The organism is Brevibacillus sp. 1238, from assembly GCF_029892995.1.
In the GTDB taxonomy this organism is placed as follows: domain Bacteria; phylum Bacillota; class Bacilli; order Brevibacillales; family Brevibacillaceae; genus Brevibacillus; species Brevibacillus parabrevis.
Map to the genome: position 1 here is coordinate 147,142 of NZ_JARXWC010000006.1, position 18,843 is coordinate 165,984.

An 18,843-nucleotide genomic window follows, 5' to 3' on the forward strand; every position below is an offset into this window, starting at 1 on the left:
TTTTTAGACGTAGCGGTCCAGCTTGTTTTCGATCCGGTCTTGAATAAAGGAAAGGACAAAGCAAATCATCCAGTAGATGAGCGCGGCTTCCGAGTAGACAAGCAACGGCTCATAGGTCGAGGCGACGATTTCCTGTGCTTTGCGAAACATCTCGGGAACGAGAATGGCCGCGGCGAGCGACGTATCCTTGACCAGACTGATAAACGAGTTGGACAGAGGGGGAACCGAAACGCGCGCTGCCTGCGGCAACACGACCCGGCGCAACGCTTGCCAGTACGTCATCCCGAGAGAGTAGGCGGCTTCCCACTGTCCTTTGTGAATGGACAGAATCGCGGCGCGCACGACCTCGGAGGAATAGGCGCCGACGCTGAGCGAGAAGCCGATGACGGCCGAAGGAAACGGATCGATCATGATTCCTACGCTCGGCAAACCGAAGAAAATGATGAAAAGCTGCACCAACAGCGGCGTTCCACGGATGAGCGATACATAAAAACGGGCAAGGCCAACCAGCGGCTTGATGCCGGACAGGCGGGCCAATGCGGCCAAAACAGCGAGAATCAGGCCAAAGAAAAAGGAAACGATGGCAAGCGTCAAAGAATAGAGCAAGGCTCCTTTCAGCAGAGGCAGAAAGGAGCTTTGCGCGATATCGATCCATCGGTTCAGGCGTTCCGGGTTGTCAAAGAAGTTACTTAGAAACATCTGCACCAAACCATTTCTCGGAAATTTTTGCGAGTGTACCGTCTTTCGTCATGTCATCCAGCGCTTTGTTGAACGCTTCAACCAGCTCTGTGCTGCCTTTGCGGAAGAGGAACCCGTTTGTCGCTACATTCGGATCTTTGGCGACGATTTTGATTGGCGTATCAGGCTTTTGCTTCAGGAAGTCAAGCAAGGAAAGACCGTCGTTGATCGTAATGTCGACGCGCTTGGAAGTCAAAAGGTCGATCGCCTGGTTGAAGCCCTCTACTCCGACGATTTCCGCTCCGTTTTTCTTCGCGATGTCGGTGAGGTTGCTCGTCAGCGTTTGCGCTGCTTTCAAGCCTTTAATATCTTCAAAGCCTTTTACCGTCGTGTTGTCCTTGTGAGTGACGAGCACCGCTGTCGATACGGTATACGGATTGGAGAAGTCGTATTTTTCCTGGCGGTCAGGGCGGATTCCGACCTGATTCGCTACGACGTCAAAGCGCTTGGAATCCAGTCCCGCGAACATGGCGTCCCACTGTGTCTCCTGGAACACTGGCTCAACGCCAAGGCGCTTGGCGACTTCGGTTACGACTTCGACGTCATATCCGGTCAGCTTGCCGGATTGATCGTGAAAGGTGAAGGGGGAGTACGTGCCCTCGGTACCAATCAAAATTTTTCCGTCCGCTTTGACTTTTTCCAGCAAGTTTTGCTCTTTTTTCTCTTCGCTGGCAGCTGGAGCAGGCGAAGCGTTGTTTTGTGGCGCCTGAGAGGAAGAGGAGCCGCAACCGGCCAAGGCGACCAGCAAAGCAGATGTGAGAACGGAAAACAATAGTTTTTTCATAAATGAAACCCCCACTAAACCGATATGATTTTTATTAGGAACATACTAAAAGGGACAGACAATTTTGTCAATGAATGTTTACTTCGTGATATCTTCGCTGAACCATTTTTCCGAAATCGCCTTCAACGTGCCGTCTTTTTTCATCTCATCCAGCACCTTGTCAATCTCGGCGACCAGTTCTGTGCTGCCTTTGCGGAACAGGAAGGCGGTTGGCTGGCCTTTGTCGTTTTTAGTGACGATTTGGATTGGCGTATCCGGTTTTTGTTTCAAAAAGTCGAGCACGGACAAGTTGTCGTTGATAGCGACATCGACGCGTTTTTGCGCGATCAGGTCAATCGCCTGGTTGAAGTTGTCGACAGCGACGATCTCTGCCCCGTTCGAGCGGGCGAGGTCTGCGTAGTTGCTGGTCATGGACTGCCCGGCTTTCAAGCCTTTGATGTCTGCAAAACTTTTTAGCGTCGTATTGTCTTTGTGCGCGACGAGAACAGCGCGCGAGATCGTGTACGGCTGGGAAAAATCGTATTTTTCCTGACGGTCAGGGCGTATCCCTACCTGGTTGGCAACCACGTCAAAGCGCTTGGAATCCAGACCCGCAAACATGGCGTCCCATTGCGTTTCCTGGAAAACAGGCTCTACACCGAGCCGCTTGGCAACCTCGCTTACGACCTCCACGTCGTATCCGGTCAGTTTGCCGGACTGATCGTGGTATGTAAACGGCGAGTAAGTGCCTTCTGTCCCGATGACGAGCTTTTTCTCCGCTTTTACTTTTTCCAGCAAGTTTTGCGAAGCAGCCGGCGGTGTAGCGCTATCGGTTTGGGAAGGGGCGCCAGAGCTGCTGCAACCAACGATTCCTACCAACAGACAAGAGAGCAAAGTAGAGAAAACGACTTTTTTCATGATGATTAAATCCCCTTTATGCTGATCGAATTTCATGGATTCATAGTAGTAGCCTCATCGGTCTTTGTCAATCATAAAAATGTTTATTCCGATTTGTTTACTATGAATTTCTTGGTCTGCAAACGGTTCCTTTCTCAGGATTCTCCAATTGCCCTATCGCTATGTGCAGGAGCGTCAGAGGGCTTGCAAGTAGTGGTTGAGGTTGTGGGGGCAGATAGCGTACAATAAGTACGACCTTGGGCGTTTGCCCATTTTTTCGGACGAAACATCTTGATGCTTTGGGACAAAGACAACCATGAATGGATAAAAGGAGTCAATCAGCATGTTAAACGACTGGCGTATGTATACCGATGGCAGTGGAACGGAGCAGAAGCATGTAGCCTGGCACGAAGTATTGAAGGAAATCGCGCAGTTGAATGGCGAGAATCGCACGCTGGTGCATGCCGCATACGGTGACCACGTGGATTTGGTGGTGGCTGGCGGCAACAACGGCAAAGTGCTTGTCCAGTGGAAAGAGCACGAGCCAGGCGAGCAGCATTTTGTGCTGACGAATGGCGAGCAGAACGCGGTGATGGCATCGCTCGTGATTGAAGGCAGCGAAGCGGTGTTCCCGCTCTCCTGGTGCGTTCCGCTCGAACAAGCTGTTCCGCTTTGCGGGGATGTTTTGCGGACATGCGATAAAGGCGAGCCGGCAAATTTGCAATGGCTCCCGATCGAAATGTAAGCGGGGGACGGTGCGATGGAATTTCAGACGTTGCAGCAATCCGTACTCATCATGGCCGTCATCATCGGCATCGGTAGCCTGATCGGTTACCGACAGCCGTTGACAGCCGATTCGCGGCAGCTCGTCATTACGATCATTATCAACGTGGCGATGCCCTGCATCATTTTGGACGGGATTTTTCAAACCCAGATCGATAACCAGCTTTTGGTGCAAATTTTTGCAATATTCGTCATTTCGATTGTGTTGAACTGTTTGGGCATCCTGCTCGGCTGGGCAGGAGCGAGGACATTGCCGTTGCCTGCCAAAAAGCGCAGGGAAATCGCGATCTTGTCTGGCCTCGGCAACACGGGCTTTATCGGTCTGCCGCTGTGCGCAGCGCTGTTCGGGCCAAAAGGTGCGCTCCTGGCTGCCATTTTTGACGCTGGCGTCGACGTCGTGCTGTGGACAGTCGGGGTCATGATGCTCCAGGAAAAAGGCTCGTTTTCGCTCAAAGGGCTGAAAACGCTGATCAATATTCCGATGATTGCCATCGTGTTCGGACTTGGTTCCGCGCTGATCGGCTTTGCCCCGCCTGAGCCAGTCAAGCACCTGTTTGGCACGCTGGCCAAACTGGCTTCGCCGCTCGCCATGATGTATATCGGGATGCTGCTCCCGCTGTTTTTGCGCAGCAAGCCGCAAGTATCATTGCCGCTGCTTGGCATGCCGCTTGCTTTCAAGCTGTTTGTCTTTCCGCTTTTGACGGCGCTGCTGCTCTCCGTGTTTTCGCTGGACAGCGATATCGTCAGTGTGACATTGGTACAGGTGGCCATGCCGACTTTGACGCTCGCCTCGATTTTGTTTGGACGCTACAAGGCAGATGAGGAAATGGGCGCGATGACGACCGTCTTTTCGACGTTGCTGGCGCTTTTGACGATTCCGGCTGTTGTGCTGATGAGCAACTGGCTGTTGCACTAATTTTTTTCCATGGACAACCGGTCTGCTTTCTGGTCAGGCCGGTTGTTCTTTTTGTGGCAAGAGCACTGAAACGAATAAGACCTGAGGTAAGTCTAACAAGATAGAAGATAGAATGAATCCCGGCAAAAAGGAATGGAGGAACGAAGATGAACAAAAAAGCATGGCTGATTGCAGCCCTCAGCCTCCAGCTTGTGTCCGTCTACTCGGTGGCGGCAGCGACAAGCGGGAGCCAGGCACAGACGGCAGCGATTTCCGTAGATGGAAAAGCGGCGGCTTTGCAAAAACAGGCCGTTTTGCATCAGCAAAAAACGTACGTCCTTGCCCAAGATGCAGCGAACATCCTGAAAGCGAAGTGGACGCTGCAAGGACAAACAGGGCAGATGAAAGTCGGCAACCATACGATCGCCTACCAGCTGGATTCCGGAGCGGTGACGGTTGACGGCAAGGCGGTTCAAGGTGGCGAAGCAGCGCTGCTTCGCGGCAAAGACGTGTATGTGCCGCTGAGGTGGCTGGTGGAGCAGGCAGGCCAAAAGATTGCTTGGAATGCCGAGAAAAGGGCGGTGGAGATTGTGTCATCCGGACAAAATGATTCGTTCGTCCTCGTGGATGAAAAGCAGTTGACCGAAGCAGAGCAGGAGTTCGTCGAGTCCGTCAAAGGCAAGCAAGGCATTCACCAACAGGGAGACTTGTACGTGATCGCGCGCGGCCAATCTCCTCACCCCGGTTACGGCCTGCAAGTCACGAAGGTGCAGCAGAGCTGGGAGCAGCTTTTGGTCTACGTGAAATTGACGGAGCCAGTTCCAGGGATGATGTATCCGCAAGTGATCACCTATCCGTACTTGACGGCAAAAGTGAAGCTCCCGCCGTACAACACGATTGTGTTCATCGATGCCGATACGAACAAACCTTTGTTTGAAGGGGCGCAAAGCAACCAATAAGCAGCCGTTTCTTTTGCTGACTGCCCCTTGTTTTTCGCTCGCAGCTGTACTATGATGGTGGATAAGATTTACCTAATCCTTGGGAATGGAGGTGTGTGTACGTGTTCGGAACCGTTCAGGCGTGGTTTGTGGTAGAAACTTCCAGTATGACGCATGATTTTTCTTTCAACGGGACCAGTCTGCCCATTTTTGCGCATACAACTGAACGAAGTTTCCATAGGCGTACCATGCATCGACCAGGGACGGTTTGTTCTTGTCAATAATGGGTGACTGATTCGGGCAGCATTTTTGGCTGACGATATCTTCCCCTCGCGATGCCGCAGGTAATGGCCTGCGGCTTTTTTGCGTCCATTTTTGCCTTTTGGCAGACAGATGGCATATGGGGGCAAAAATCGCCGGGGCCGGCCAGGAAAGACCATTATGTTGAACCGTACCACATACCAGGGAGGAAAAAATCATGATTATCGTCGCAACTACTCAATTACAAAAATCGTACGGAGCCGATCCGGTTTTGCAAAATATTACGTTGGAAATAAAAGCGGGCGAGCGGGTAGGAATCGTCGGCCCAAACGGTGCGGGCAAGACGACCTTGTTCAAACTGCTGGCAGGCATCGAAAGTCCGGACTCAGGCGAGCTGTACCGGGCAAAAGGAACGGTGTGGGCGTATTTGCCGCAATCCCCGCAGTATCCGCAGGAGTGGACGGGGCGAGATGTGGTGGCGAGCGCTTTTGCTGAAGTTCGCCACATTCAGGAGCAGATGCGCGAGCTGGAAAGCCAGATGGCGCTGCTCTACGAGGACGAAGCGGCGTTGAATCGGCTGATGCAGCGTTACCAGAAGTTGCAAGACGAATTTGAGCAGCAGGATGGCTACCAGTGGGAGACGCGCATGACTCAGGTCGTGCAAGGATTGGGAGTAAGCGAAGAGCTGCTCGCTACGCCGTTTGCCCAACTGAGCGGAGGGGAGAAAACGAAGGCGGGGCTTGCCAAGCTTTTGTGCCAAAAGAGCGATGTCCTGCTGCTGGATGAGCCGACGAACCATCTGGACGTGGAGTCGATGGAGTGGCTGGAGCAATTTTTGCAGAGCTATCCGGGAACGGTGCTGATTATTTCCCACGACCGTTATTTCCTGGATGCAGTCGTTACTTCTGTCTACCATGTGGACGGCGGGGAAGCGGAGTTTTACATCGGAAACTACAGCGCCTTTGCCACCGAGCGGGAGGAGCGTTTGCTGCGGCAGTTTGCCGCCTACCAGGAGCAGCAGAAAAAGATCAAAAAAATGAAAGAGACAATCAAGCGGCTAAAAGAGTGGGGCAATCGCTCCAACCCGCCAAACGAGGCGTTTCACCGTCGGGCGAAAAGCATGGAAAAAGCGTTGGCCCGGATCGAACGCATCGAGCGGCCGAAAATGGAAGCGGACCGGATGGGGCTGCAATTCAAAAAGACAGACCGCAGCGGCCAGGACGTGCTGATCGTAACAGACGTGCACAAGACGTACGGCGGAAAGCAGCTGTTTGCAGACGCCAGCTTGCTGCTTCGTTTCGGGGAGCGCAAAGCACTGCTCGGGCCAAACGGCTGCGGGAAGTCCACGTTGATCCGCATGCTTTTGGGAGAGACAGAGCCGGATGCAGGCAGGCTCGCAATCGGCAGCAGCGTCAAAGTCGGCTATCTCTCGCAGCAAGCGTTGGAAGGGGATCAAAACCAGCGGCTGATCGAAGCGTTCCGCGATGTCGCGAAAGTGACGGAAGCAGAGGCGAGACATTTGCTGGCGAAGTTTCTGTTTTACGGCGAGCATGTGTTCAAAAAGGTCAGCCAGCTGAGCGGTGGCGAGCGAATGCGTTTGCGCCTGGCCCAGTTGATGCATCAGGACATCAACCTGCTCATTCTCGACGAACCGACGAACCATCTCGATATTGAAGCGCGGGAAACGCTGGAGGAAGCGCTCGCCGATTTCCACGGCTCGCTGTTTATTGTTTCCCACGACCGCTATTTTCTGCAAAAAATGGTAGACGGCGTTTTCTGGGTGGAAGACAAGCGGATCGTGCATGACGTAGGCACGTATGAAGAGGCGAGAGCCAAGCAAAAGGAACGTTCGCAGAAGAGGGCGGACAGACTTGCGGGGGAAGCAAAAGCCAAGCCAGCAGCAAAGCCAAAGCCGCCAGAGCCTAAGCGGGAAGTGGTAGCCACAGAAGCAGCGCCAAAACGCCCGAACACTTACAAGCTGTCTGAGCTGGAACAGCGAATTGCCAAGCTGGAAGAGAAAAAGGCGAGCTTGACCGGGCTGCTTTCCCAAGCAGAGACGGACTATCAGCAACTGGCTGCGTGGCAAACAGAAATCGAGCACGTCCAGCAAGAAATCGATGACTGCTACGTCGCCTGGGTGAGCATGCAGGAAGTGTAAGGCAGGCGGCAAGTGCGTCGATTTGGAAAAGGTTAGAGACTATGTTCATAAAAAAGGCAGCAACAGTCGTCAATAAGACTGTTGCTGCCTCGCTTTTTGCCTGGCGATGTGACTAGGCTTGAATGATTGGCTCCGGGTTCAGCAGTCCTCACCGACGCCTCAAGATCGAACTTTCGGCTGCTGTTCCAGCTCTCGCCTATGGCTCTAAGCTTGCACCGTCGGCTCCGGGTCCGGCAGTCGCCGATGGCTCAACTGGAACCAGAGCAGAATCAGCACCATCAGGACGCCGCCGAGGAAAAACGGGCCGCTGTGCGAAAAGGTGTAGACGGCGCCGCCAGCCAGCGGGCCGAGAATGCGACCGAGGCTGTCCATCGAGCTGATCGCTCCGCTTGTGATCCCCTGGCCTTCCGTTGTTCGCTGCGTAATCATCGCGGTGGCAGTTGCGCGAATCATGCCTTGGCCCGCGCCGAACAAAGACAGAATCAAAGCGAGTACCCAAAAGTTTCCCGACAGCGGAATGGCGAAAAAGCCGATCCCGTAAAAAATCATCCCCACGGTGAGAATGGCCGCTTCCCCGAACTGCTTGACCAGGCGGCCGATCAAGCCGCCCTGCACACAGGCTGCAATGATGCCCATGACGAGGAACATGTAGCCGAGGTCTTTGGATGTGAAGCCGTACAAGTCATGGATGTACAGGGCAAAAGTCGTTTCCAGACCGGAAAAGGCAAACGACACGACGAACAAAATGCCGTACAAAAGAGACAGGGAGCCAAAGAGCGAGACCAGCGGGTTTTGACTGGCCTCTTTTCGCAGGCTCGTCCGCTTTTCCTTCGGCAAGCTTTCCGGCAACGCATAAAGAATGAAGAAAAACGTCAGCAGCGCGACAAGCCCCGAAGCGTAAAACGGAACGGCAAAGCCGTAGCCGCTGAGCAGGCCGCCTATGACAGGGCCGAATACAAAGCTGAGCCCGATGCCCGCGCCGACGACCCCCATCCCTTTTGCTCGCTCTTCAGTTGGGAGCAAATCGGCAACCATCGCCGTTACAGTCGGCAACGCGGCAGCAGAGACGATTCCGCCCAGAATGCGGTAAACGAGCATTTCCGTATAGCTTTCCGCCATTCCGAACAGGATAAACGTCACGGCAAAGCCGAGTAGCCCGAAAGAAACGAGCGGCTTGCGCCCGATCCGGTCCGAGAGAGTTCCCCAAACGGGTGCAAACAACAGCTGCATAATATTGTAGCTGGCGAACAGAACGCCGATCTGAAAAGAGGTCGCACCCAGTTTTTCTGCAAAAAAGGGAAGGATGGGAATGATAATACCGAATCCGAGCATGGTCAAAAATGCGACGAAGAACAAGAGGGCAAGATGCTTCTTCTTCACAACAAATTACCTCGTTTCACACAAAAATCATCACTATCAGTTGCTTGCATTTTCCACCTTACGTGAACGAACTGTCGAAGTCAAGCGAGTGGCGTGGGCAGCCGTGCACTTCTCGTGCTATAATGGAAAAGAAAGAAGAATCGTTTGGCAAGTTGTCTAGTATATATCCATGAGGTGTTTGTGATCATGTCTACTGCAATGCTGTACTACCTGGCCTGGCATGAAGATGATTGGCTGGATGAGGTTCTCGACCGTTTTCCGGAAGTGAACGCGATGGTGCCTACTGCAAAAACGTTTGAACTGATTGCCGGACAACGGGAGTCAAAGGAAGTGGAACGCGCGGTACTCGTTCTGAATGCGGCACAGGAGCAGGACAGATGCCGCGAATTTTTGCGTCTGTGCCAGGAGCACCCGGAGCTTTCCAAAGATCCGCTCTATCTTGTCGGATTGAAACCGGTTGAGGAGGAGGCGTGGAAAGAGGCGTATCCGTATGCGAAGATCATCGTTATTACCGGCTTTGCTGTCGAGTTTGACTACGATGCCGTCCTCGCGAGGATGGAAATCGATCTGGAGGGAGCCTATTGAAAGCCAACCCCAATGATTTCGATTTAAAGGCGTTTCTGCACCGCTTCGGCTTGTTCATCTACACGGGGGACCCGGTGGGGGATCTGTTGCTGATAGAAGACGAAATTCGCGAGTTGTACGAACTGAATGTGATTGAAAAAGAAGAGTTTATGGAGGCCATGTCAGCTGTGCACAGCAAGCGCAAAGCGATGGAAGCCCGATAAACCAGGGACAGGCGTGTTTATCTGCCGTTTTGCGACGCGGCGATGATAAGCGCGTTTTTTGTTTTGTGCGCCTGTTCACACCCGTGCCGCTCTCTTAAGAAATTCTTCAGGATTCCTTTTAGAAAACTTAAGGCATTCTCTCTCTTTTAGAAAGGTTTACCCGCTACGATAGAAGCAGGGAATCGGAGAGGGGGAGCGGCTGTGGAGCAGGCGAGTTTTGCAATCATGTTTCATTCGTTATGGAAACAATTTTTTTGGCAGCTTTTACCCGATGAGATGTCAGTGATCGGCTTTGGCGCACGAATGGCGCATGTGGACACCGGGTTTTTGGTTGTGTATGCAGCGGTGTTTGCGGCTGTGAGCGCGGGAGTGGGGGCTGGCTATCTGGTGAGTGCCTGGCTGGGAGCGCCCGTATTGGCAAAATGGGCAGGCAAGCGTTGGCACAAGCACGTCAGGCTCATGGACTGGGAGCAAGAATACATGGGCTGGGTGCTGGCGATCAGCATGTTTATTCCGGTGATTCGCCATATCGTGCCAATCGTCGCGGGCTTGTATCGGATGCCGCTCAGACAGTTTTTGGCTTTCTTTTTACCGAGCACGTTTGTCTGGACGCTGCATTATTTTCTCATGGGCTACTGGTTTGCCGCTGAGCTGGATGTGATGCTTGCAGGCGTGTATTCCTACAGCAAAATTACGTTGACGACGGTAGCACTGGCAGCCGCTGTCTACATGGTGATTCGCCAGTACATACGACTGCGTTGCTTTATGCTTCCTGCCGACTCGCAGGAAAGCGGGGATTGCCCTCAACAATTGAAAAAGGAGCCGACTGCCTGAGCGAAGAGCTTGCAGGTACAGTTGGCTCCTTTTTCAATTGGCGGCGTGTGCAGAGGAAGCTTCCCAGCCGAAGCTGTCAAACCACTCGTTCCTTCTGTAATTGGAGATGGCTTGTCTCACATAGGGAATCATATTGTCGGGCAGCTTGTCGAGGTCGACCCAAATCAGTTCGTCGCACTTGTCAGGCTCGGCGTTGACGATCTCGCCCTGCCAGTTACGCGCGGCGACGAAAAAGTCGATGCGCTCGTCAAAAGACCGTCTGTGCATGACTCCTGCAAGCGAAAGGTCCGCTGGTGCGAGGTCGATCCCGCACTCTTCCTTGGCCTCGCGAATGGCTGCTGCCTTGACTTCTTCATTGCCGTCCAGATGTCCGGCCGGAACGCTGTAGTTTCCGTCTTCATATCCGGTATTGTAACGGCGAAGCAATAAAATTTCCTGTCCGCGCAGCAAAAACAGGTGCACGGCAACTGGCATCGTAAAGTAGTTTCGCATGACGAGGTTCCTTTCTCAATGCTCTTCGGGACGATGATTTTCGGCCGCTTTTCTGCGCAGTTTTTCCCGGTTTTTCTTCAGGGCAGGGGAACTGCTCATCGCTGCGAACAGCATGCCGAAACCGGCGATGGCCAAAACAATTCCAATGATGAGGTAGAGCGTAGAAGACATTCGAAAAAGACCTCCTTATTCTATGAAAGCAAGCATGAATCTGACTTTGAACTGTGCTATAATGGCACAGTGTGTTTTACCCGATACTAGGTATGATTTTATAGAAAAGCACAGGGAGGATTTCGCGAGATGACTCAGCATACGTCTGTCGATCAGCTATCCATTAACACCATCCGCACGCTGGCTATTGATGCCATCGAAAAAGCAAATTCCGGCCACCCGGGAATGCCGATGGGCGCTGCCCCAATGGCTCATGTTCTGTGGAGCCGTTTCATGAAAGTAAATCCAAGCAATCCGCAATGGATCGACCGCGACCGTTTTGTCTTGTCTGCGGGACATGGCTCTATGCTATTATACTCGATGTTGCATTTGATGAAATACGATGTTTCTCTGGAAGACCTACATAACTTCCGCCAGTGGGGCAGCAAAACGCCTGGCCATCCGGAGTTCGGACATACGGCTGGTGTTGACGCAACGACTGGACCGCTGGGACAAGGGATCGCGATGGCGGTCGGTATGGCCATGGCGGAAAAACATATGGCAGCTGTCTACAACCGCGACAAGTTTGACATCGTGAACCACTACACGTATGTCATCTGCGGCGACGGCGACCTGATGGAGGGCGTATCCAGCGAGGCTTCTTCCCTGGCTGCTCACCTGAAACTGGGCAAAATGATCGTGCTGTACGATTCGAACGATATCTCCCTGGACGGCGAACTGTCCCGCTCGTTCTCGGAAAATGTGGCAGGACGCTACCAAGCGTACGGCTGGCAATATTTGCGCGTAGAAGACGGAAACGATCTGGCAGCGATTGATGCCGCTATCGCTGAAGCGAAAAAAGATCTGGATCGTCCTACGCTGATCGAAGTCAAAACTGTCATCGGCTACGGCAGCCCGAACAAAGGCGGCTCCAGCGCTTCCCACGGCGCACCGCTCGGCAAAGATGAAGTGAAGCTGACAAAAGCAAACTACGAGTGGTCGCATGACCAAGAGTTCCACGTTCCTGCGGAAGTGGCTGACTTCTACGCAGGACTGGCAGAAGCGGGCGAAAAAGCGGAAGCGGCATGGCGTGACCTGTTTGCCGAGTACGCCAAAGCATATCCGGACCTGGCTGCGCAATTCACGACAGCACAGGAAGGCCACCTGCCAGCAGGCTGGGATGCCAACATGCCGGTATACGAAGCAGGGGCGAAGCTGGCAACCCGCGTCGCTTCCGGAAACGCAATCAATGCATTGGCAACATCCGTGCCGTTTTTCCTCGGCGGTTCCGCAGACCTGGCTCACTCCAACAACACAGTGATCAAAGAAGCGGGCAACTTCCTGCCAGGCTCCTACGATGGCCGCAACATCTGGTTTGGTGTTCGCGAGTTCGCCATGGGGGCAGCACTCAACGGTATGGCTCTGCACGGTGGGGTAAAAGTATACGGCGGTACGTTCTTCGTCTTCTCTGACTACGTGCGTCCGGCTATCCGCCTGTCTGCTCTGATGAAACAGCCGGTTGTGTACGTGTTCACGCACGACTCTATCGCTGTAGGGGAAGACGGTCCGACTCACGAGCCGATCGAACAATTGGCGTCCTTGCGCGCGATGCCAGGACTGACCATTATGCGTCCGGCTGATGCCGTAGAGACAAACGAAGCTTGGAAATACGCTGTTTCCCGCACAGACGAGCCAGTCGTACTTGTTTTGACTCGCCAAAACTTGCCAGTCTTGCCAGAGACCATCGAGAAAGCGGGAGAAGGCGTGAGCAAAGGGGCATATGTGCTCGCAGACGCTCCAAGCGGCAATCCGCAACTGATCTTGCTGGCTACCGGCTCCGAAGTATCCTTGGTAATGCAAGCGCGTGAAGAGCTGCTCTCCCGCGGAATCGAGGCACGCGTCGTGTCCATGCCAAGCTGGAACCTGTTCGAGCGTCAGCCGCAAGAGTACCGCGATGCGGTTATTCCTCCGACAGTAAAAGCGCGTGTAGCAGTAGAGATGGGCTCTCCTATGGGCTGGGAACGTTATGCTGGAGATGGCGGAAAAGTGATCGCGATCAACCAGTTCGGCGCCTCCGCACCTGGCGACCGCATCATGCGCGAATACGGCTTCACCGTAGAAAATGTAGTGGCTACAGCAGAAGGGCTGCTCAAATAAATTGCCTTTGCTTCATAAGAAAAGCCTATCTCTCACAAGGAGATAGGCTTTTCCAGTGACAAAACCGAAACAGTGTGGAATGATAGACACGTGCCAAAAGGGAGAAACTTTTTTCAAAAGCATCCGTCTATATAAGATGCGGGGGAGAGAGAAAACCAGGAGGTAAGAAATGGCAACAAAGGCCAAGAAGAAAGTCAGGAAGAAAAAGAACAACTTGCTGATGATTGCCGTAGGATTCGCCGTCTTTCTCATCTTGAGCGTCATCGGGGGATACTTTTCCCTGTTGTACGCGGGAGACCGGATGATTGCGGAAAACGAACAGAAGCTGAAAGACTTGAAAGCAGAACCAACGGTCATATATGACAAAAACGGTGAAGAGATGACGAGTCTGATACGTCAAAAAAACCGTGAATACAAACCGATCAACGAAGTGCCCAAAGTGTTGATTGACGCATTCCTTGCTGTCGAGGACAAACGGTTTTACGAGCACAAAGGCGTCGATATGGTACGGATCGGCGGAGCTATCATCAATGACATTAAAAAAGGTTCATTGGCTGAAGGGGGAAGCACGATCACCCAGCAGCTTGCCAGAAACGTTTTCCTCAACCTGGACCAAACGTTTTGGCGCAAGACCAAAGAGATGAGCATTGCGATCGGACTGGAGCGCCGCTATTCCAAGGATCAGATTTTGGAAATGTATCTCAACCGCGTGTACTTGGGTGAAGGGGAGTTCGGGATCGAGGACGCTTCGAACTACTACTTCGGAATGTCCGTCAGCTCTGATAAATTTACGGTTGCCAAAGCAGCGATGCTCGCAGCAATTCCGAAAGCGCCGACGACGTACTCGCCGTTCAACAACCCAGAGAAGGCGAAGCTGCGGCGCGATACGGTCATTCGCCTGATGTACGAGCAAGGCATTATTACCGAGGCACAAAAAAATGAAGCGCAGGCGGAGGCATTGCCTACCGAGCCGACAGAGACGGCTGGAGCGAGCCTGAAAAAAGGCTACCGCGCTTTCTTCGACCATATGGTGGACGAAGCGGAAGCAAATTACGGCGTGACGGAGGAAGAGTTGTACCGTGGCGGTTGGCACGTCTATACGACCTTCGATCCGAAAGTACAGGATGCGATGATCGCGGAGTACGCCAACGCGAAAAACTTCCCGAAAGACGGCGCAAAACGCGGCGTCGAGTCGGCGATGATTGTCGTGGATGCGAAAAACGGCGGGATTGCCGGAATGATGGGCGGCCGCAACTACGCCGCAAAAGGCTTTAACTACGCGACTGACATGAAGCGCCAGCCAGGTTCCAGCTTCAAGCCGCTGGCGGTGTACGCGCCTGCGGTTGATATGGACGGCAGAAAATGGGGGCCGAACTCTTCCCTCAGCAACAAAAAGCAAAGCTTCAACGGCTATGAGCCGCGCAACTACAACAACAAATACAGCGAAACGGTGAGCATGAACCGCGCCCTGATCGACTCGCTCAACGTGCCTGCTGTTTGGCTGTTAAATGAAATCGGAGTCAATAACGGGCTGGATTACCTGAAAAAATTCGGCGTCGACCTGGCGCCGGAGGACCGCAACCTGGCCATCGCCCTCGGCGGTCTTAGCCAAGGGACGTCTCCGTTGAAAATGGCGCAGGCGTACACGACTTTTGTCAACGGCGGGGTTATGTCGGAAGCGCACACGATTGCCAAAATCGAGAACAAGAGCGAAGGCGTCGTTCGTGAATACGAAGACAAGCAAACGCAAGTGCTTAAGCCGCAGGCGGCGTGGACGGTTCACACGATGCTGGAGCGGGCGGTTCAGGAAGGGACGGGGAAAGCTGCCCGAATCTCTGGCCGTCATGTAGCCGGAAAAACCGGGACGACCCAATCGATTGCCGGAGACAGCGGTGTGAACAAAGACGCCTGGTTTGTCGGCTATACGCCAGAATACGTCGGAGCGGTCTGGATGGGCTTCGATCCCGAGGACAAACAGCATCTGATGCGTCAGGGAAGCAGCTTGACGGCGCAAATGTTTTCCAAAGTGCTCGCAGCAGGTCTGAAGGGCGTGAAGGCGACAGATTTCCAACCGCCAGCAGGTGCCGTCGAAGAACAGCCGGAAGAAGAGACAGTGCAGCCGCTGCAACTGGCAGCAGACCTGACTATGGAAAACAACCAGATGAAAGTAGTCTTGAGCTGGATTGGCGGTTCTCCTGATTACACGTATGACGTCTATCGCGTCAAGCAAAATGACGAGCGCGTGCTGATCGCTTCCGGCTTGAAGGATACGACTTATGTCGATGTGCTGGATGATCCGAACCAGTATCGCTATGTGGTGGTTCCGCGCAACGCCCAGGGCGAGGAGCAGACTCCTTCCCCGATCACCAAGATTAACATGCAAAATCTGGAGAACCTGATTAACGACGGAGAAGAGCACCACGAGGACGGCAACAATCAGGGACAAAATCCGGATGAAAACAATAACGGCAACGGCGACGGCGACGGCTCTGTGACGATTCCGCCGAATTTCGGCGGCGGCGACAACCAGGGCAACAACAGCAACAACGGCAACAACGGCAACAACGGCGGACAGCCGAACGGTCAGAATCCGAATCCGGGCCAGGGCAATACGGGCAACCCGGGAAATCCTGGAGAGATTCCGCCTGATATCGCCAATCCGGGAGCAAACCAGCCGGGGGGAGTTTCTGACGGCAGCCAGCAGCCAGTACAGCCTGTAGACGGCGGCCAACAGCAGCCGCCAGCAAATGGAACAAACGGCGGCTGAGCGGCATAGGATAGACAACTCGACAGATTCAGCTATTTGCACATCTTCTTTCGCGTGGTACAATACCAGTAAATCGGGAGACAGGGGGACAGTCCATGTCTGACTTCGCACAAAGAGATTTGCCCACTTTTTTCAAGGAACAACTTAGCCGAGCCAAAGTGAATTTTGAGCGAGCTCTCGACTGTAAACATACCGATTTTGACGACCTGTACCCATATATGAACGAGCAGCCACAGTTTTTCTGGTACAAACGCTACGTCGCTTGGTCAGAGCTGTTGACTGTCGTGCGGTTGGCGGAGGAATTAGGCGTCGAATGGACAGAAGATTTCAGTGAGCAGCAGGTGGAGTTTATCAAAGGCAAGGTTCTGCAAGGCAAAGTGCTCGACTACTGGAATCCGGAAGAAGAACAGGAAGAAACGATCAGTCAGTTGGAAGAAGAAAAATAAGACCAAATACAAGTAGCGCGTTCCCGCTTTGGGAGCGCGCTTTTTTCGTCCGCGGATGCGGGTGCGGCGACTGGCTTGGATGGAATCTCCACGTAACCAGGCGAAGGGCTGATTCGTCTTTTCAAAGGAAAAAGGCTGCACATTAATGCAGCCAGGTGTAAATGACTTGTGGCGTTTCTTCTTCCGGTCCCGCCGGAAGGACGAACAAAGGCGGATTGCTCCACGGGCTTGCGGGAGCAGGGGCATCCGAGATGATAAATTCGGTGCCCAGTGAGACGAAGGAGTACAGTTCCTCCACAGCGGCATTGAGCAAGCGCACACAGCCGAGAGACACGGAGGTTCCGATGCTCTCCGGATGGTTGGTGCCGTGGATCGCATAGCCGTTTCCTTGAAAAACCATCCCTCGTGTGCCGTATATGTTGTCATGGCCGCGCGGTTTGTTGATTTTTTGCAAGATCGTATAGTACCCCTCTGGCGTCGAGTCGTTTTTGCCGATGCCCGCCGGATAGCTGCGCACGAGATGCGTGCCGCTCAAAAGCTGGAGCGTGTGCGACTTTTGTGCAAGGCGAACTTGCAGCGGTTCCAAAGGCGACAGCGGCTCAGGATAGCCGGGAAGCGGCAGGACATCGCGCAAGCTTGCCCATGCCGCTCCGCTCTGAAAAGCAGCGGGGTGATACGGATAGCTTTCCAGCAAGAGACGTTTTGGCGGAACAGGGATTTGCGGCAAATAGTTGCCGGGGTAGCTTGCTGCCAAATCCGCCAGCCTGGTTGGAAGGGTCCCTTTTTGCTGATAGTAGCGATAGAGGGCATTGCGCAATGTCAGCACGTGCTGGAGTGTTTGCTGCTCGGTTGCGAGGTCTGTGCGCGCTGTTGCAAGCGCCGCCTCCTGAGCGAAGCTGGCTGGTGCTGCAAACCAGCGCTGGCTGATGACACTCCGGCTGGCGGGATTGTATTGCACAATCCCTTTTACCTGTTTGGGCTGATAAAACAACAGTGGCGTAAACAGCGGCGATCCGGGCACTTCCGGAACGACGATGACTGTATACGGCTGTGTCAGCGCCGGACGACGCCCCTCTACATAACGGCGAACCTGGCTCTGCAATTGTTTCGGGTCAAGTGCCGCAGGAACCGCAATCACCTCGACATGAGGCTGCGATCCAGCAGGAGTGCCGACAGGCTTTTCCGCTGTCTGTGTGCGGGCAGCAGGAGCGGCATCTTGCAAAGGTCCGGGTGAGAACACAAACTGGGCGTACAAAAAGGCGAGTCCCGCCAGAAGCAAGCGTGCCTGGTTGCGCCAGTTCTGGCGTTTTTGCTCGCGAAGCAATTTTTGATAGGCGTCTCGCGCCTCGTTAAAATAAGGGCCTTGTTTGGCAAAAAGACTTTGTCTGTAAGCGGCGAGCGCCTGCTGCGTGTCGCCTTGCGCTTCTTTTGCTTGGCCAAGATGGTACCAGCCAATCGCTTCATCCGGGTGTTGCTGGGTAAACCACCGGTAGAAGGAGAGGTCGCTTTGCTCTGGATATTTCATATGAAAGGCGCTTTTTTCCTGAAGAAAGGAAACCTTGTCCACCGATACTCCCCCCTATATGGTTGTATCGGCGTGGCTCGGCAAAAAAGTGAGTGTGGAGGGGAAAATAATGGTTTATTTACGGACGATCAAGCTGTTACGCGAGAAGTTTCCCGAGGCGGGGCGGTATCCGTTTGACCTGCCGTCGCTGCGAAATTTGGAGGCGATCGAGCTGGACACGAGCGTGACTTTTTTGGTCGGGGAAAACGGTTCGGGCAAGTCGACGATGCTCGAAGCCGTCGCGTATCAGTGCGGCTTTCACACGGCTGGCGGATCGCGCAACAATTATTATGACGTCCACAAGTCCGAAGCGAGTCTGGGCGACTATATCCGGCTTTCCTGGCTTCCGAAGCAGACGAACGGTTTTTTCTTGCGGGCCGAGAGCTTTTACCAGTTTGCCAGCCACATCGACTCGATCGGCGGCAGCGGCAGTTACGGCGGGAGGTCGCTGCACGCGCAATCGCACGGGGAAGCGTTCATGTCGCTGTTCACCAACCGCTTCAACAGCAAAGGCATTTACTTGCTGGACGAACCTGAGGCGGCCCTGTCGCCCAAACGTCAACTGGCCTTCTTGTTTTTGATGCGCGAACTGGTGGCAGAGGGCGCGCAGTTTGTGATCGCGACTCATTCCCCGATTTTGATGGGCTTTCCCGGAGCGAAAATCTTCAGCTTTGACGAATCGCCTGTGCAGGAAGTGCGGTATCAGGAGACGGAGCACTACCAACTGACCCGGCGGTTTTTGGAGAAGCCGGCTGCTTTTTTAGACGAATAACGATTTTTTAAAAAATATCCTGTCACAAAAAAGGTCCCGGCGGTTTCTATAAGGTGTAGA

General features: G+C 53.6%; 18 protein-coding genes. 11 read left to right on the forward strand and 7 right to left on the reverse strand.

Annotated elements, in window-relative coordinates; translation table 11 throughout:
• Positions 1–3: 3 nt before the first annotated feature.
• From M2298_RS15985 to M2298_RS15995, 3 genes are all read right to left on the reverse strand, one after another.
• Positions 4–699, reverse strand: a complete 696-nt coding sequence (locus M2298_RS15985; RefSeq protein ID WP_280648723.1) for an ABC transporter permease subunit — start codon at positions 697–699, stop codon at positions 4–6.
• A complete protein-coding gene (locus M2298_RS15990) occupies positions 686–1,522 on the reverse strand; it encodes an amino acid ABC transporter substrate-binding protein (protein ID WP_173596836.1) in 837 nt (278 codons plus the stop codon). The genes M2298_RS15985 and M2298_RS15990 overlap by 14 nt, the downstream gene beginning before the upstream one ends.
• Positions 1,523–1,600: 78 nt before the next feature.
• Positions 1,601–2,419, reverse strand: a complete 819-nt coding sequence (locus M2298_RS15995; protein ID WP_280648724.1) for an amino acid ABC transporter substrate-binding protein — start codon at positions 2,417–2,419, stop codon at positions 1,601–1,603.
• 322 nt (positions 2,420–2,741) lie between these two features.
• Between M2298_RS15995 and M2298_RS16000 the strand changes: the two genes are divergently transcribed.
• The 4 genes from M2298_RS16000 to abc-f all read left to right on the forward strand — a co-directional run bounded on the left by M2298_RS16000 (position 2,742) and on the right by abc-f (position 7,433).
• Positions 2,742–3,143, forward strand: a complete 402-nt coding sequence (locus tag M2298_RS16000) for a hypothetical protein (protein WP_122963899.1) — start codon at positions 2,742–2,744, stop codon at positions 3,141–3,143.
• Between the two features lie 15 nt (positions 3,144–3,158).
• Positions 3,159–4,097 carry an AEC family transporter gene (locus M2298_RS16005; protein WP_122963900.1) on the forward strand — a complete coding sequence of 313 codons (939 nt, stop codon included), beginning with the start codon at positions 3,159–3,161 and terminating at the stop codon, positions 4,095–4,097.
• Between the two features lie 146 nt (positions 4,098–4,243).
• Complete coding sequence (locus M2298_RS16010; protein WP_280648725.1) at positions 4,244–5,035, forward strand: stalk domain-containing protein; 792 nt, start codon at positions 4,244–4,246, stop codon at positions 5,033–5,035.
• A 457-nt stretch (positions 5,036–5,492) separates the two neighbouring features.
• The gene (gene abc-f, locus M2298_RS16015) at positions 5,493–7,433 is read left to right on the forward strand and encodes a ribosomal protection-like ABC-F family protein (protein ID WP_280648726.1); all 1,941 of its coding nucleotides are present in this window, start codon (positions 5,493–5,495) and stop codon (positions 7,431–7,433) included.
• Positions 7,434–7,637: 204 nt separating this feature from the next.
• Here abc-f and M2298_RS16020 read toward each other — a convergent pair whose 3' ends face one another.
• On the reverse strand, positions 7,638–8,813 hold the full coding sequence (locus M2298_RS16020) for an MFS transporter (protein ID WP_122963903.1): 1,176 nt from the start codon (positions 8,811–8,813) through the stop codon (positions 7,638–7,640).
• Positions 8,814–8,999: 186 nt separating this feature from the next.
• Between M2298_RS16020 and M2298_RS16025 the strand changes: the two genes are divergently transcribed.
• The 3 genes from M2298_RS16025 (at position 9,000) to M2298_RS16035 (ending at position 10,435) form a co-directional block, all read left to right on the forward strand.
• Positions 9,000–9,398: a hypothetical protein gene (locus M2298_RS16025; protein ID WP_122963904.1), complete on the forward strand. Its 399-nt coding sequence runs from the start codon at positions 9,000–9,002 to the stop codon at positions 9,396–9,398.
• Entirely contained in the window at positions 9,395–9,601 is a 207-nt protein-coding gene (locus M2298_RS16030; protein ID WP_063228008.1) for a YqgQ family protein, read from the forward strand. Before M2298_RS16025 ends, M2298_RS16030 begins: the two co-directional genes overlap by 4 nt.
• A 201-nt stretch (positions 9,602–9,802) precedes the next feature.
• Complete coding sequence (locus M2298_RS16035) at positions 9,803–10,435, forward strand: DedA family protein (RefSeq protein WP_280648727.1); 633 nt, start codon at positions 9,803–9,805, stop codon at positions 10,433–10,435.
• A gap of 33 nt (positions 10,436–10,468) precedes the next feature.
• Here the strand turns inward: M2298_RS16035 and M2298_RS16040 are convergent, their stop codons facing one another.
• Positions 10,469–10,927 (reverse strand): NUDIX hydrolase, encoded by a 459-nt coding sequence (locus M2298_RS16040; protein WP_173596840.1) that lies wholly within the window; start codon positions 10,925–10,927, stop codon positions 10,469–10,471.
• 15 nt (positions 10,928–10,942) lie between these two features.
• A complete protein-coding gene (locus M2298_RS16045; protein WP_167470275.1) occupies positions 10,943–11,098 on the reverse strand; it encodes a hypothetical protein in 156 nt (51 codons plus the stop codon).
• 129 nt (positions 11,099–11,227) lie between these two features.
• Here M2298_RS16045 and tkt point away from each other — a divergent pair, with 129 nt between their 5' ends.
• From tkt to M2298_RS16060, 3 genes are all read left to right on the forward strand, one after another.
• Complete coding sequence (tkt, locus tag M2298_RS16050) at positions 11,228–13,234, forward strand: transketolase (protein WP_280648728.1); 2,007 nt, start codon at positions 11,228–11,230, stop codon at positions 13,232–13,234.
• 169 nt (positions 13,235–13,403) lie between these two features.
• Positions 13,404–16,001: a transglycosylase domain-containing protein gene (locus M2298_RS16055; RefSeq protein WP_280648729.1), complete on the forward strand. Its 2,598-nt coding sequence runs from the start codon at positions 13,404–13,406 to the stop codon at positions 15,999–16,001.
• Between the two features lie 95 nt (positions 16,002–16,096).
• Complete coding sequence (locus tag M2298_RS16060; protein ID WP_122963908.1) at positions 16,097–16,447, forward strand: hypothetical protein; 351 nt, start codon at positions 16,097–16,099, stop codon at positions 16,445–16,447.
• A gap of 142 nt (positions 16,448–16,589) precedes the next feature.
• Here the strand turns inward: M2298_RS16060 and M2298_RS16065 are convergent, their stop codons facing one another.
• Positions 16,590–18,014 carry a L,D-transpeptidase family protein gene (locus M2298_RS16065; RefSeq protein ID WP_173596842.1) on the reverse strand — a complete coding sequence of 475 codons (1,425 nt, stop codon included), beginning with the start codon at positions 18,012–18,014 and terminating at the stop codon, positions 16,590–16,592.
• 67 nt (positions 18,015–18,081) lie between these two features.
• On the opposite strand from M2298_RS16065, the gene M2298_RS16070 reads away from it, so the two are divergent.
• Entirely contained in the window at positions 18,082–18,783 is a 702-nt protein-coding gene (locus tag M2298_RS16070; RefSeq protein ID WP_122963910.1) for an AAA family ATPase, read from the forward strand.
• Positions 18,784–18,843 lie beyond the last annotated feature (60 nt).